The organism is Bacillus altitudinis (assembly GCF_001191605.1).
Taxonomy (GTDB): Bacteria; Bacillota; Bacilli; order Bacillales; family Bacillaceae; genus Bacillus; species Bacillus altitudinis.
This window is the reverse complement of sequence record NZ_CP009108.1, coordinates 2,990,445-3,004,801: the sequence shown is the minus strand read 5'-3', so window position 1 is coordinate 3,004,801 and position 14,357 is coordinate 2,990,445. Positions and strand designations below refer to the sequence as shown.

The following is a 14,357-nucleotide window of genomic DNA, read 5'->3' as shown; positions in this document are numbered from 1 at the left end:
AAATTGACGCGAGCAGAAAGAAAGAAACAGCATATTGAGCATGCTTTGTCGACTGGCCAGCATGCAGCAACAGGTTTACAAGATGTTTCCTTCGTTCACGCCAGTTTACCAGATCTTGCGACATCACAAATTGATACACATACGACAATTGGCGGACTGACTTTCGGTTCGCCAATTTTTATCAATGCAATGACTGGTGGAGGCGGAGAATCGACCTATGAGATTAATCGCTCTTTATCTATCGCAGCGAAGGAAACCAATATTCCAGTAGCAGTCGGATCACAAATGGCTGCACTGAAAGATGCAGACGAACGTCGTACGTATGAAGTGGTTCGACAGGTGAATCCGGATGGACTCGTTTTTGCCAATTTGGGCAGTGAGGCGACAATTCAGCAAGCACGGGATGCCGTTGACATGCTGGAGGCAAACATGCTCCAAATTCACTTAAACGTGATTCAAGAGATCGTCATGCCTGAAGGAGATCGTGATTTCAGAGGTGCTGTTGAGCGGATCGCAGCCATCACTGAATCAATTGAGGTACCTGTTGTCGTCAAAGAAGTTGGATTTGGGATGAGTAAGGAAACAGCAAAGAAATTATTTGATGCTGGAGTTGCTGCTGTTGATGTAGGTGGATTTGGGGGAACAAATTTTTCTAAAATCGAGAACCTGCGCCGTCAAAAAGCACTTCGCTATTTTGACCAGTGGGGAATTCCAACTGCAGCGAGTTTGGCTGAAGTACATACAGCCTTTCCAGATCAAACCGTCCTAGCTTCTGGAGGCATTCAAGATGCACTTGATGTGACAAAATCAATTGCTCTTGGTGCGTCTGCCGCTGGATTAGCCGGCTTTTTCTTAAAATCCCTGACGAGTGGAGGAGAAAAGGGCCTCATCTCTGATATCATTGATCTACAAGATGATGTGAAGATGTTGATGACAGTACTTGGCATGAAGACAATTGAGGAGCTACGGCAAGCTCCAATTGTGCTTACAGGGGAAACAAGTCATTGGCTGAAAGAAAGAGACGTGGATACTACGTACTATAGTTTAAGAAATAAGAAGACAAAGGACTAAATGAAATTTAGCCCTTTGTCTTCTTTTCAGCGTGAAAGAAAACTTTTTTGTCTATGAAAGACAGCTACTTTTTGCGGAGCGAATTTGACATTCGTGAACACCAATGCGCAGGACTGACACTGAATGCGAGGGTTTGTTTGCACGCTGAGACATGTGGTAATCACATGTCTTTTTTATTGATTTCTTTTGCGAGCGTCTTCCGGGCCTTCTAAAGTTGTTGCCCCTTTGTGATGAATGGATTGATCGCGGTCAGATTCAACTCTTCTTGACGCCTTTAGGCGTTTTTCCTGTCTATCCTTACCCATTATACATCCCTCCTCAACTATTAGGGTGTCACCTCTTGTTTATTTCATGCAAATCCCGCACCTTCTCATACGTTTAAAAACTGGAGATTTTCCCATAATGTAATTGAGGTGATGAGGGTTGGAGGCATTGTACTATTATTGGTCAATATGGTTCGTTTGGATTATGGTGACATTTATCATGGAGAAAAGCACGTGGCGCAATGTGCTAGGCGTATGTGTTCTCATTCATATTATATGCAGTCATGTCATGGTTTCTATTTTAGACATTAGGATCAATGCAGGATTTTTGTTGACCTTTTTATATGCTTGCATGTCATTCGTGATCTTTCGGCCTGCTCATCGAATCATGCGAATCATGCAATTAGGTTCAATGGTCAGTGCGTATGCCTTTTTTATGATTTTTGCATTATATGATCCAGTTTGGTTCACGATAATAAAGGTGGACTGGGTTGTATTTGCCTTGCTGATCTTGATGTGTTTAACATATGGGCATCAGTTAACGGAACGGATCACTTTATGGATGATGGCTATATGTCTGGGGGAAGCCCTTTATGCGCTTACGATTCATCGCCTCACATCTTCCATTGTCATAGGAGATCTCTCGTTTCTTTCCATGGCTGTTCAAGGAGCTGTCTTTCTATTAGGTGTAGGTCAGCTTGAAAAACTCTTGAACACCCGTTCATCTAGAAAACCAGTAAAAGGGGCTGCAAAATCAACATGACGGATTACACGTTTCCTGTGATTATTGGTGTCATCTTTGGGATGGCGGCTAGGCTTTATATGCTAAGAACTGATTATCGGCAATATCCCACATATATTCATGGACAAGTGATTCACATTGCGCTAGGTTTTATTGCATCAGGCCTTGGTGCTATTATTATGCCTGCGCTGATACAGGAAGAATTCACTGCAATTACCTTCCTGACGCTTGCAGCCACGCAATTTCGTGATGTGCGTAATATGGAAAGAAATACATTGACCCAAATGGATTCGTATGAGCTTGTCTCACGAGGCAGTACATATATCGAAGGCATTGCGATCGCCTTTGAAAGTCGAAATTATATTGCCATTCTTACTGCCCTTATTACAACGACCGCCTGTATTTTCTTCTCGCTCGTCGTTGGGACAGTGGTCGGTATTCTTTGTTTTTTCATGGCAAAACTATTAATGTCAGGGAGCCAATTAAAGGATATCGTGAATATTCAAAAAGGGGAACTTCGCTTTGACGGCGCAGGACTTTACGTAAATGATATTTACATTATGAATATCGGGCTGCCTGAAAAGCAAAAATTGATTTTAGAGCATGGAATGGGGTTCATCTTGACTCCGAAGAATTTTAACTCGGCCACAACCATCGCAAACCTTGGGCAGCGGCAGGCTATCTTATTTGATTTATCCAACGTGCTTGGTGTATACCGAGATTCTGGTGAACCATCGCTTTGTCCGCTCGCAAAACGTGATCTGAATAATGGCACACTTGGCGTATTCATTTTACCGCAATGGCAGCGTGAAGATTTAGCTGTCCGTGTATTAGAAGAGGTGCCTATTTTAGAAAATGCTATTAGAATGCCGACAGATTTCATTAAAAAGAAAGTGAGGTAATAGGGCATGGCGAACACCATTGAACAATTTATATTGGCTGTGGCGACAACAAATAAAGAGCGGGTCATTGGCGGAACAGCCGTTTTTTTCTGTGAAAATAAAGAAGAGCTCGACATGTATGCCATGAATTTAGAGGCCATTTTAGATGGAATTGCACACGGCATTGGAGAAGATCTTTATTTGATTGTCAAACATTTTTAAGTTATTCATTGTGGTCTGATTAAAAATTGATATAATATATAAGTTGAACCCTTCATGTTTGAAGGGTTTATTTCATAAAACTGAATGAAAATTATAAATCCCGGTTGAAACATGATGATGAACATATTGAATCGCGGCTGGATTGAAAGGAAGGGTACTATGGGTAAACCTGTCGTAGCCATTGTTGGAAGGCCCAACGTTGGAAAATCTACAATTTTTAATCGAATCGCAGGCGAAAGAATATCGATTGTAGAAGACACACCTGGTGTAACAAGAGATCGAATCTATAGCTCTGCTGAATGGTTAAATTATGACTTTAATTTAATAGATACTGGTGGAATTGATATTGGAGATGAGCCGTTTTTGGCGCAAATTCGCCATCAGGCTGAAATCGCAATGGATGAAGCGGATGTTATTATCTTTATGGTCAATGGAAGAGATGGCGTCACATCTGCGGATGAAGAAGTCGCAAAAATTTTATATCGCACGAAAAAACCTGTCGTACTTGCTGTCAATAAATTGGACAACCCTGAAATGAGAAGCGACGTGTATGACTTTTATGCACTTGGATTTGGCGAACCGTATCCGATTTCTGGAACGCACGGACTCGGTCTAGGTGATCTGCTTGATGCTGTCGCAGAGCATTTCAAAAACTTACCAGATACACAGTATGATGAAGAAGTGGTACAGTTCTGCTTAATCGGCCGCCCAAATGTAGGGAAATCCTCTTTGGTGAATGCGATGCTCGGTGAAGAACGTGTCATTGTCAGCAACATCGCTGGTACAACAAGAGATGCTGTAGATACAATGTTTACGTACAACCAACGTGACTTTGTCATTGTCGACACAGCAGGTATGAGAAAAAAAGGGAAAGTATATGAAACAACAGAGAAATACAGTGTACTTCGTGCGTTAAAAGCCATTGATCGATCGGATGTTGTCGCTGTAGTTCTTGATGGTGAAGAAGGCATTATTGAACAGGATAAACGTATTGCCGGCTACGCACACGAAGCGGGTAAAGCCGTTGTGATCATTGTGAACAAGTGGGATGCTGTTGAAAAAGACGAGCGTACAATGAAGGAATTTGAGCAAAATATTCGCGAGCATTTTCAATTCCTTGATTATGCACCTGTCTTATTCATGTCTGCTCTTACGAAAAAGAGAATTCACACGTTAATGCCAACAATTATTACCGCTAGTGAAAATCATGCGATGCGCGTTCAAACGAACATTCTAAACGATATTATCATGGATGCTGTAGCGATGAACCCAACGCCGACCCATAACGGACAGCGTCTGAAAATTTACTATGCAACACAAGTGGCGATCAAACCGCCGTCCTTTGTTGTGTTTGTAAATGATCCAGAACTTATGCACTTTTCTTATGAGCGTTTCCTAGAAAACCGAATTCGAGATGCATTTGGTTTTGAAGGAACACCAATTAAAATATTTGCAAGAGCGAGAAAATAAAAAGGGTGAGCGGGATGAAGAAAATTTCAGTACTTGGAGCAGGGAGCTGGGGAACAGCTCTTGCGCTTGTATTAGCTGATAATCATCATGATGTACACATGTGGGGACATAGACAAGAATTAATTGATCAAATCAATGAGAAACATGAAAATCATGATTACTTGCCTAATGTTGCATTGCCAGCGTCTATTCAAGCGACAACAGATATGAAACAGGCACTAGAAGGGACAGATACGATTATTGTCGCTGTGCCAACAAAGGCCATTCGAGAAGTATTGAAACAGGCAAATGAGTTCATTACGTCAAAGGTGCCATTTGTTCATGTCAGTAAAGGAATTGAACCAGATACACTTCTTAGAATTTCTCAAATGATTGAACAAGAAGTCCCGGAAGCGAAAAGAGAAGCAGTTGTTGTCCTGTCAGGACCAAGCCATGCTGAAGAAGTTGGCTTGCGTCATCCGACAACTGTTACTGTCTCGTCAGAACATATTGAAGCAGCTCAATTTGTTCAAGATTTGTTCATGAACAATCATTTTAGAGTGTACACCAACCCTGATGTGATTGGGGTGGAAATTGGCGGGGCGCTGAAAAACATCATCGCTCTTGCGGCAGGGATCACAGACGGACTCGGATATGGTGATAATGCGAAAGCAGCGCTCATCACAAGGGGTCTTGCTGAAATCGCCCGCCTCGGCACAAAAATGGGAGGAAACCCTCTTACGTTTGCCGGATTAACAGGTGTTGGAGATTTGATTGTCACATGTACAAGTGTTCATTCGCGTAACTGGCGCTGCGGGAATTTACTCGGTAAAGGATATAAGCTCGAAGAAGTGCTTGAAAAAATGGGGATGGTTGTCGAAGGCGTCCGCACAACAAAAGGCGCTTATCAGCTCTCCAAAGAATACAAGGTCAGCATGCCGATTACAGAGGCTCTTTACGGCGTCCTATTTGAAGGGAAAAAGGTAGACGATGCTGTAGAATCCTTAATGGCACGTGTGAAAACACATGAGATGGAAGACCTTGTGAACATGTTCGAAAACCAAACAAAATAATTGGAAGACTGAACTTAGGCGTGTAGAGGATGCAAGAAGGGGCAGACTTGCATAACATAACAATGAAGTTTGAATAGAGCTTTGCCTCTACAGAATGAGGAAAAATAGTCGACCTACTGACTGAAGCAGAGTCCCCCTCTTTGCTTCAGTTTTTTTATGCACTTTTTTCTGAATGATTGGAAAAACGATTGATATTTTAGTTAATTTTGGTTTAGAATGAAATATAAACGCTTACAATTCGTTTGTGTTAAAGGGGGACAGGCACGATGAGTTTTGCTTTAATCAAGATGTGGTTTGCGCTTGGTTCAATGGGGCTCATGTTTTTAGCCGTTGTAACCATTTATTTGAGTAGATTTAAGCTGAAGAGCCGGTTTCTGAAAATAACAGCCTCAACTGTCGCGTACAGCTTAATGCTCATATCAGGTGTCATTGTGTTTTTAGTTGTATTTAGCGGGCCGGTCAATGAATAAAGAAAAAGGAAGAATGTGATGATCAAAGCAAAAATCAGTGTCATGCTGTTAACACTTATTTTACTTACGGGGTGCCTCTATCCAGAGAATCGCAAAGCTGAAAACCGCGTGCCATATAAAGAGCAGCTGCAAAGTGTGCAGACAGCGATTGAAGATTTTCAAAAAGCGACAAATGGCCTTTTGCCCATTGAAACAAAAGAAGGCGACACACCGATTTATCAGAAGTATGTCATTGACTTTAAGCGTCTGTCACCAAGATATTTACACGATGTACCGTCGACATCTTTTGAAGGCGGGGGCGAATATATCTATGTCCTCACAGACGTCGAACAAAATCCAACGGTGAAACTGCTTGATGTCAAAATGACACAAACGATCAGTGAATTACGTCTAAGGATCAAAATATATCAAGATGAACATACATATCCGCCATATGGCAAAGTAGTATCCAAAGATTTATATACGTTAAATGAAAAAAAACTAGGGTTAAAAGCACCGCCTACAGTGACGAGCCCTGTTACGGGTGAATCACTTCCATTACTGATTTCCTCAAATGGCCAAATCTATGTTGACTATCGCAGTGATTTTGCCCAGATTTTGAAAAATACGAAACAAAAGCTGAAACCAGGTGAAAATATTCAAGATGTCTATTGGCAGGAAACCCCGTTTGTACCAGCGTTTTCTGTTCCATATACGATCAACAAAAAAGGTGAGCCGGCTTTTTTAGAAAAAAAGACGTCATAAACAAGAATGAACCTTTCTCCTCTGCATATAAATGAGGAGAAAGGTTTTTTTATGGCTAAACATACTCTCAAAACAAAAAAGGTGTCATATTCAAATAGGACAACGTCATACACATATATTGTCCTGACACCTTTCAAGCACCGTTTGATTGAAGTATAGAGTATTTTATTTGAAAACGAGGATAGCAAGTCCGGGAGGGGATCACTTGGAAAAAGTCGATATTTTCAAGGATATCGCTGAACGAACAGGAGGCGATATATATTTAGGAGTCGTTGGAGCTGTTCGTACAGGGAAATCTACGTTTATTAAAAAGTTTATGGAGCTCGTGGTGCTCCCGAATATCAATAATGAGGCAGACCGTGCAAGAGCACAGGATGAATTGCCGCAAAGCGCAGCAGGAAAAACCATTATGACCACAGAACCAAAATTTGTGCCAAATCAAGCGGCATCCATTCACGTGAGCGACGGCCTGGATGTCAACATTAGGCTTGTCGATTGTGTTGGCTACACCGTGCCTGGTGCACGCGGTTATGAAGATGAAAATGGTCCGAGAATGATTAATACGCCGTGGTATGAAGAACCAATCCCGTTTCATGAAGCAGCGGAAATTGGTACACGCAAGGTCATTCAAGAGCATTCAACCATTGGTGTTGTGATTACAACAGATGGATCAATTGGAGAAATCCCAAGACATGACTATATTGAATCAGAAGAACGTGTCATTGACGAACTCAAAGAAGTTGGAAAGCCGTTTATTATGGTAATCAACTCTGTGAGACCTTATCACCCTGAAACAGAAGCACTGCGGCAGGAACTTAGTCAAAAATATGATATTCCTGTACTCGCGATGAGTGTCGAAAGTATGAGAGAACAAGACGTTCTCAGTGTACTTCGTGAAGCATTATATGAATTTCCAGTGCTTGAGGTGAATGTGAACCTGCCAAGCTGGGTCATGGTACTAAAAGAAGATCATTGGCTAAGAGAGAGTTATCAGGATTCAGTGAAAGAAACCGTCAAGGATATTAAGAGATTAAGAGATGTTGACCGAGTGGTAGGTCAGTTCAGTGAATTCGATTTTATCGAAAGAGCGGGCTTAGCAGGCATTGAAATGGGTCAGGGGATCGCAGAAATTGATCTGTATGCGCCGGATGATCTATATGATCATATCCTAAAAGAAGTGGTTGGTGTGGAAATTAGGGGCAAAGATCACCTTCTTGAGCTCATGCAAGATTTTGCACATGCGAAAACGGAGTATGATCAAGTGTCTGACGCTTTGAAAATGGTGAAGCAGACTGGTTACGGAATTGCGGCACCAGCTTTGTCAGATATGAGTTTAGATGAGCCGGAAATCATTAGGCAAGGATCAAGATTCGGCGTCAGATTAAAAGCAGTCGCGCCATCTATTCATATGATTAAGGTAGATGTAGAAAGTGAGTTTGCGCCGATTATCGGAACAGAAAAACAAAGTGAAGAGCTCGTCCGATACTTAATGCAAGACTTTGAAGATGATCCGCTTTCTATCTGGAATTCCGATATATTTGGACGCTCACTCAGCTCGCTTGTCAGAGAAGGCATTCAAGCAAAACTCTCGCTAATGCCGGAAAATGCAAGGTATAAACTAAAGGAAACGCTTGAACGAATTATTAACGAAGGATCAGGCGGTCTGATCGCGATTATTCTATAGGATGTGAGACCTCTCATTGATGGGGGTCTTTTTTTGCGTGCGGGTGAAGTCATAAAAAGACAATTGTATAAAGATTAGTCAGATTCAGGCTGAAATTAGGAATATTCGTTCGCAAAAGTGCCCTTAATCCTTGACGAATAAGGATTCTTCCCTTTAAAATGCTTGATATGGTATTTCATATGTGTTAATCTACTTACAGAAAATCTTCACTTTGTTGGACAAACATTCCTTCAAAGAGAAGTTTTCTAATGAAAAGCCATGTATGACGCTTTCTAGACGCTCTTTTTTTCAAAAAAAGTGTATAGAAAGAAGATGAATTGTGAAGAAATGATAACAATCTATTGAATGCATATTTTTGGGAGGAGGTGAAAGGCATGAACAAGACAGAACTTATTAACGCGGTTGCTGAAGCAAGCGAGTTATCTAAAAAAGACGCGACAAAAGCAGTTGATTCTGTTTTTGATACAATTTTAGATGCACTTAAAAATGGTGACAAAATCCAACTTATTGGTTTTGGTAACTTTGAAGTACGTGAGCGTTCAGCTCGTAAAGGACGTAACCCACAAACTGGTGCAGAGATCGAAATCCCTGCAAGCAAAGTACCTGCTTTCAAACCAGGTAAAGCACTTAAAGACGCGGTGGCAGGTAAATAATCGTTATGTGTAATGATCCTATTGAAGGAGTTATACATATACAGTTTCACACTGGTCTAGAAAAGCCCCTTTGATAAGGGGCTTTTCCTTTTGAATCAAATGGTTTGTTTAGAACGCTCTCCTTTGCTTTTAGGATCTGAAGTGTGCTAGAATCTGAATGAAATGTAATCGCCTTTGGAGGATATAATACATGAGTGAAATAAATAAAGAATTAATCGAACACGCGGTACGCGATATATTAAAAGCAATCGGAGAAGATCCAGATCGTGAAGGACTTCTTGATACCCCAAAACGAGTAGCAAAAATGTATGAAGAAGTGTTCTCGGGATTAAATGAAGATCCAAAAGAACATTTTAAAACCATTTTTGGTGAAGATCATGAAGAACTTGTTCTTGTCAAAGATATTGCTTTTCATTCAATGTGTGAACACCATCTTGTGCCATTCTATGGCAAAGCCCATGTCGCTTATATTCCGCGCGGCGGAAAAGTAACGGGACTCAGCAAGCTGGCAAGAGCAGTAGAAGCCGTGGCAAAGCGCCCGCAGCTTCAGGAGCGCATTACATCAACGATTGCAGATAGTATGGTGGAAACTTTAAATCCACATGGTGTGATGATTGTCGTTGAAGCAGAGCATATGTGTATGACGATGCGCGGAGTGAAGAAGCCCGGCGCTAAAACAGTCACTTCAGCCGTACGCGGTACATTTGCAAATGATGCGGCAGCAAGAGCAGAAGTGCTTTCCTTTATTAAAAACGACTAATCCATAGATGGAAGGTGAACAGATTGAGTGAAAATAAAGCATCTGATTTTGTGGTGATTAAAGCCATTGATAATGGTGTCAATGTGATCGGCTTAACTAGAGGTTCCGATACAAGATTTCACCATTCCGAAAAGCTCGATAAAGGTGAAGTCATTATCGCACAATTTACTGAGCACACATCAGCCATCAAAGTGCGAGGCGATGCTGTCATTCAAACAAGCTTTGGTGAAATTCAAAGCGAAGCAAAGAAATAACGCACGACTATGCACTTGATAGCATGAAAGTCAGGCCTGATATGGTATAATAAATCTCTATACAATCTAGAGAGCTACATATGAAACTGTAATTTTTGGGACAAGGGTGATATCTTTGCAAGACATCTACGGAATTTTATCTAATCTGAATATAAAATTAAACAAAAAGCTTTCTCATCCTTATTTGGCGAAGCATTTGCGTGCGCCGCTCATCGATGAAGATAAGCTCCTTCTTTTTCATGCAATGTTTGATGAAGCTCAAATCGATGCTGAGAAAAAAGAAAATTATATTTTAACGGCGATGCTTGTGCAAATTGCCCTTGATACCCATGACGAAGTCACAACTGCTGCAGCCATCAAACAAGACGAGTTCAAAAATCGTCAGTTGACCATCCTAGCAGGAGACTATTTCAGCGGTCTCTATTACTCTCTTCTCTCTGACATGAAAGATATTTACATGATCCGCACTCTCGCCACGGCGATCAAAGAGATTAATGAACATAAAATTAGACTATATGATCGATCCATTCAAGATGCAGCCCACTTTTATAAAAGTGTTGCTACAGTGGAATCTGCGCTATTCCAAAGAATTTCTGAGCACTTTCAATTGACGCATTGGAATGAAATTGCAAGTCGCTTCCTTGTTTATAAACGTTTTATGAAACAAGCAGAAGACGACAAACATTTAAAACTTTTTTTGAACGATAGCTATACGGACGCCTATACATGTTTTGACAACTTTGAGAATGAAGGCTATGAAAAGGCCAAACGATCAATCAAGGAGCATCTAGTTTCATCTCCGATCGTTCAAAAAGAGCTATTAAATCGCTTGGATCATATGAAAAATGAACCTGCGTACCATCAGAAAGTGGAAGAAGGGTAAGTCATGCAGCAATCAAAAGAACAGCGAGTACACGGTGTATTTGAAAAAATTTATAAAAACTATGACCAAATGAACTCTGTCATTAGCTTTAAACAGCATAAAAAATGGCGCGATAAAACAATGAAGCTCATGAATGTTCAAAAAGGAGCCAAAGCACTAGATGTATGCTGTGGAACTGCCGATTGGACAATTGCGCTTGCAGACGCTGTTGGAGAAACTGGCGAGGTCAAAGGCCTTGACTTCAGTAAAAATATGCTGAGTGTTGGCGAAACGAAGGTGAAAACAGGCGGCTACAATCAAATTGAGCTGCTCCACGGCAATGCAATGGAGCTCCCTTTTGAGGACAACTCATTTGATTATGTCACAATCGGTTTTGGCCTTCGAAATGTCCCTGATTACTTAACAGTGCTAAAGGAAATGACACGAGTGGTAAAACCCGGTGGAATGGTTGTCTGCCTTGAAACATCACAACCTGAGATGATTGGGTTTAAACAAGGGTATTATGTCTATTTCAAATACATCATGCCGCTCTTTGGCAAGCTGTTTGCCAAAAGCTATCAGGAGTATTCATGGCTTCAAGAATCAGCCAAAACGTTCCCTGGCATGAAAGAACTGGCGTCTCTTTTTGAAGAGGCCGGTCTGTCTGATGTCTCGTATCATCCATTTACAGGCGGTGTAGCAGCAACACATATCGGAAAGAAGCTTTGAATAAACGATATTTGGGTGAAAATAATGAAACTAAAAGCAATGATTTCTTTTCTAAATCATGATATCGATATAATTGAAAAAGAGCTTGAACAAACCGTTCGCTCTGATTATGCATTATTAAGTGAAGCCGGTCTTCATTTGCTGCAAGCGGGCGGAAAACGAATCCGCCCCGTTTTTGTTCTCCTTTCAGGCATGTTTGGTGACTATGATATTAATAAAATTAAATATGTAGCCGTAGCGCTTGAATTAATTCATATGGCATCACTTGTCCATGACGATGTCATTGATGATGCAGAACTGAGAAGAGGAAAACCGACGATTAAAGCAAAATGGGACAACAGAATTGCGATGTACACGGGGGATTACTTATTTGCAAGGTCACTCGAGTACATGACGAAAATCAATCACCCAATGGCACATGAAATTTTGTCAAAAATGGTCGTCGAGCTCTGTCTTGGGGAAATAGAACAAGTCAAAGATAAATACAACATGGACCAAAACCTTCGTACATATTTAAGAAGAATTAAGCGGAAAACAGCCCTGCTTATTGCAGGCAGCTGCCAATTAGGTGCGATTGCAGCTGGAACAGATGAAAAAACACATAAAGCCCTTTACTGGTTTGGGTACTATGTTGGTATGTCGTACCAGATCATTGATGATGTCCTTGATTTTACATCAACTGAAGAAGAATTAGGCAAGCCAGTTGGCGGGGACCTTTTACAAGGAAATGTCACTCTTCCTGTTTTATATGCGCTTCAGAACCCGACGTTAGAAGGTCAGTTGAAGCTGATCAATAGTGAAACGACGGAAAAGCAGCTGAAACCTGTGATTGAACATCTCAAACAAACAGATGCGATCGACCGTTCCATTCGAGTGAGTGAAATGTACTTGAAAAAAGCATTTGAACAGCTCGATCAACTTCCGCGTGGGCGGGCTAAATCTTCATTAGCGTCGATTGCAAAATATATTGGTAAACGAAAATTCTGATCAACGTTTCGTTGGTTGGTTTTTTTGTGAAATTTTTTGTCAAAAATTGATTATTATAAAAAAAAATGATACGATCACTTTGTAACAATGTAAGCCTATACATACATAACGACGGGGTGGAAAACGTATATGGACAAAACATTTCTTATGGTCAAACCTGATGGTGTGGAAAGACAATTAATCGGTGAAATTGTGTCAAGATTCGAAAAAAAGGGGCTTCAGCTTGTTGGAGCAAAGCTCATGAGCATTCCAAAAGAAGTAGCAGAAACACATTACGGAGAGCATAAAGAAAAACCATTTTTCGGTGAATTGGTTGACTTTATTACGTCAGGACCTGTATTTGCGATGGTATGGCAAGGTGAACAAGTCGTAGACGTAACAAGGCAGATAATTGGAAAGACAAATCCGAAGGAAGCGCTTCCGGGAACAATAAGAGGCGACTATGGATTAACTGTTGGCAAAAACATTATCCATGGCTCAGACTCACCAGAAAGTGCCGAAAGAGAAATCAACCTGTTCTTCAAACAAGAAGAACTGACAAACTGGGATCAAACGATCTCAAGCTGGATTTATTAATGTTCAAGCCAAAGTGTTCATCAAACGATCACTTTGGCTTTTTTATATTGAGATTTCTATACGAATTTTCGCATGAGATGATACAAATTTATGATAAAAACAGCTATACTAGGACAAAGATAGATGAGACAGGAGAGGACATTGATGGATCAGTATCAAGTATTTGTTGGAAAATGGAAAAAACTAACTGGGGTAGATCTGAATTTATATAAAGAAGCACAAATGAAACGAAGATTAACATCTCTTTATGATAAAAAAGGATATAAAGATTTTGAGGCATTTGCGTCTGCTCTTGAAAAGGACAAAGCACTATTAGATGAAACGATGGATCGAATGACGATCAATGTGTCAGAATTTTACCGAAACTATCAGCGCTGGGAAGTACTTGATCAAAAAATCCTGCCGCTGCTTTCAAAAAACAGCGGCACCCTAAAAATATGGAGTGCAGCTTGCTCAACTGGAGAAGAGCCGTATACACTCTCAATGCTGCTATCAAGCCATCCGCTTGTGAAGGACTTCCAAATTATCGCAACGGATATAGATGATAAAGTCCTGCAATCTGCGCAAAAAGGAAGATATCATGAACGATCTTTGCAAGAGGTGCCAGATCAAATCAAGCAAAAATATTTCACCAAAGAAGATTCTTCATTTTACACGGTGAAGGATGAGATTCGAAAGCACATTCAATTTAAGAAACACAACCTTTTAGCAGATCCATATGAAAAACAGCTGGATCTCATCGTGTGCAGAAATGTCCTCATCTACTTTACAGAAGAGGCGAAAGAAGAAATTTACTTAAAAATGAGCAGCAGTTTAAAGCAAAACGGCGTATTATTTGTTGGTTCTACAGAACAAATTTTTCATCCAGAAAAGTTTGGATTAACCTCTGCTGATACTTTCTTTTATCAAAAGAAGGGGTAGTAGCTGACTTTTTAGT

General features: G+C 40.7%; 18 protein-coding genes. 17 read left to right on the top strand and 1 reads right to left on the bottom strand.

Features of this window, described 5'->3' with window-relative positions:
* Nucleotides 1–3: 3 nt before the first annotated feature.
* Nucleotides 4–1,071: a type 2 isopentenyl-diphosphate Delta-isomerase gene (gene fni, locus ID12_RS15050; RefSeq protein WP_050827353.1), complete on the top strand. Its 1,068-nt coding sequence runs from the start codon at nucleotides 4–6 to the stop codon at nucleotides 1,069–1,071.
* Nucleotides 1,072–1,244: 173 nt separating this feature from the next.
* Here fni and ID12_RS19100 read toward each other — a convergent pair whose 3' ends face one another.
* Nucleotides 1,245–1,376 carry a YpzI family protein gene (locus ID12_RS19100; RefSeq protein ID WP_008344525.1) on the bottom strand — a complete coding sequence of 44 codons (132 nt, stop codon included), beginning with the start codon at nucleotides 1,374–1,376 and terminating at the stop codon, nucleotides 1,245–1,247.
* 118 nt (nucleotides 1,377–1,494) lie between these two features.
* On the opposite strand from ID12_RS19100, the gene ID12_RS15045 reads away from it, so the two are divergent.
* The 16 genes from ID12_RS15045 (at nucleotide 1,495) to ID12_RS14970 (ending at nucleotide 14,341) form a co-directional block, all read left to right on the top strand.
* Nucleotides 1,495–2,097 carry a YphA family membrane protein gene (locus ID12_RS15045; RefSeq protein ID WP_419761242.1) on the top strand — a complete coding sequence of 201 codons (603 nt, stop codon included), beginning with the start codon at nucleotides 1,495–1,497 and terminating at the stop codon, nucleotides 2,095–2,097.
* Nucleotides 2,094–2,978: a YIEGIA family protein gene (locus ID12_RS15040; RefSeq protein ID WP_007500964.1), complete on the top strand. Its 885-nt coding sequence runs from the start codon at nucleotides 2,094–2,096 to the stop codon at nucleotides 2,976–2,978. The genes ID12_RS15045 and ID12_RS15040 overlap by 4 nt, the downstream gene beginning before the upstream one ends.
* A 6-nt stretch (nucleotides 2,979–2,984) precedes the next feature.
* Nucleotides 2,985–3,179, top strand: a complete 195-nt coding sequence (locus ID12_RS15035; protein ID WP_008344527.1) for a capping complex subunit for YIEGIA — start codon at nucleotides 2,985–2,987, stop codon at nucleotides 3,177–3,179.
* A 159-nt stretch (nucleotides 3,180–3,338) separates the two neighbouring features.
* A complete protein-coding gene (gene der / locus ID12_RS15030; RefSeq protein ID WP_008344528.1) occupies nucleotides 3,339–4,649 on the top strand; it encodes a ribosome biogenesis GTPase Der in 1,311 nt (436 codons plus the stop codon).
* A gap of 14 nt (nucleotides 4,650–4,663) precedes the next feature.
* Complete coding sequence (locus tag ID12_RS15025) at nucleotides 4,664–5,701, top strand: NAD(P)H-dependent glycerol-3-phosphate dehydrogenase (protein WP_050827350.1); 1,038 nt, start codon at nucleotides 4,664–4,666, stop codon at nucleotides 5,699–5,701.
* A 266-nt stretch (nucleotides 5,702–5,967) separates the two neighbouring features.
* Nucleotides 5,968–6,171, top strand: coding sequence for a DUF2768 domain-containing protein (locus ID12_RS15020; protein WP_017367508.1), 204 nt, complete (start codon nucleotides 5,968–5,970; stop codon nucleotides 6,169–6,171).
* 18 nt (nucleotides 6,172–6,189) lie between these two features.
* Entirely contained in the window at nucleotides 6,190–6,915 is a 726-nt protein-coding gene (locus ID12_RS15015; protein ID WP_050827349.1) for a hypothetical protein, read from the top strand.
* 205 nt (nucleotides 6,916–7,120) lie between these two features.
* Nucleotides 7,121–8,599, top strand: coding sequence for a stage IV sporulation protein A (gene spoIVA, locus ID12_RS15010; protein ID WP_008344534.1), 1,479 nt, complete (start codon nucleotides 7,121–7,123; stop codon nucleotides 8,597–8,599).
* 374 nt (nucleotides 8,600–8,973) lie between these two features.
* Nucleotides 8,974–9,252, top strand: a complete 279-nt coding sequence (hbs, locus tag ID12_RS15005) for a non-specific DNA-binding protein Hbs (protein WP_003215863.1) — start codon at nucleotides 8,974–8,976, stop codon at nucleotides 9,250–9,252.
* Between the two features lie 190 nt (nucleotides 9,253–9,442).
* Nucleotides 9,443–10,012, top strand: coding sequence for a GTP cyclohydrolase I FolE (gene folE / locus ID12_RS15000; RefSeq protein ID WP_003215789.1), 570 nt, complete (start codon nucleotides 9,443–9,445; stop codon nucleotides 10,010–10,012).
* A 23-nt stretch (nucleotides 10,013–10,035) separates the two neighbouring features.
* Entirely contained in the window at nucleotides 10,036–10,266 is a 231-nt protein-coding gene (gene mtrB / locus ID12_RS14995) for a trp RNA-binding attenuation protein MtrB (protein WP_008344541.1), read from the top strand.
* A 115-nt stretch (nucleotides 10,267–10,381) separates the two neighbouring features.
* Nucleotides 10,382–11,149 carry a heptaprenyl diphosphate synthase component 1 gene (locus ID12_RS14990; RefSeq protein WP_007500958.1) on the top strand — a complete coding sequence of 256 codons (768 nt, stop codon included), beginning with the start codon at nucleotides 10,382–10,384 and terminating at the stop codon, nucleotides 11,147–11,149.
* Between the two features lie 3 nt (nucleotides 11,150–11,152).
* Entirely contained in the window at nucleotides 11,153–11,857 is a 705-nt protein-coding gene (locus tag ID12_RS14985) for a demethylmenaquinone methyltransferase (protein WP_007500957.1), read from the top strand.
* Nucleotides 11,858–11,881: 24 nt separating this feature from the next.
* Nucleotides 11,882–12,844 (top strand): heptaprenyl diphosphate synthase component II, encoded by a 963-nt coding sequence (gene hepT / locus ID12_RS14980; RefSeq protein WP_007500951.1) that lies wholly within the window; start codon nucleotides 11,882–11,884, stop codon nucleotides 12,842–12,844.
* A gap of 129 nt (nucleotides 12,845–12,973) precedes the next feature.
* Nucleotides 12,974–13,420, top strand: coding sequence for a nucleoside-diphosphate kinase (ndk, locus tag ID12_RS14975; RefSeq protein WP_003216015.1), 447 nt, complete (start codon nucleotides 12,974–12,976; stop codon nucleotides 13,418–13,420).
* Nucleotides 13,421–13,564: 144 nt separating this feature from the next.
* Complete coding sequence (locus tag ID12_RS14970; protein WP_008344547.1) at nucleotides 13,565–14,341, top strand: CheR family methyltransferase; 777 nt, start codon at nucleotides 13,565–13,567, stop codon at nucleotides 14,339–14,341.
* The last annotated feature ends 16 nt before the right edge of the window (nucleotides 14,342–14,357 follow it).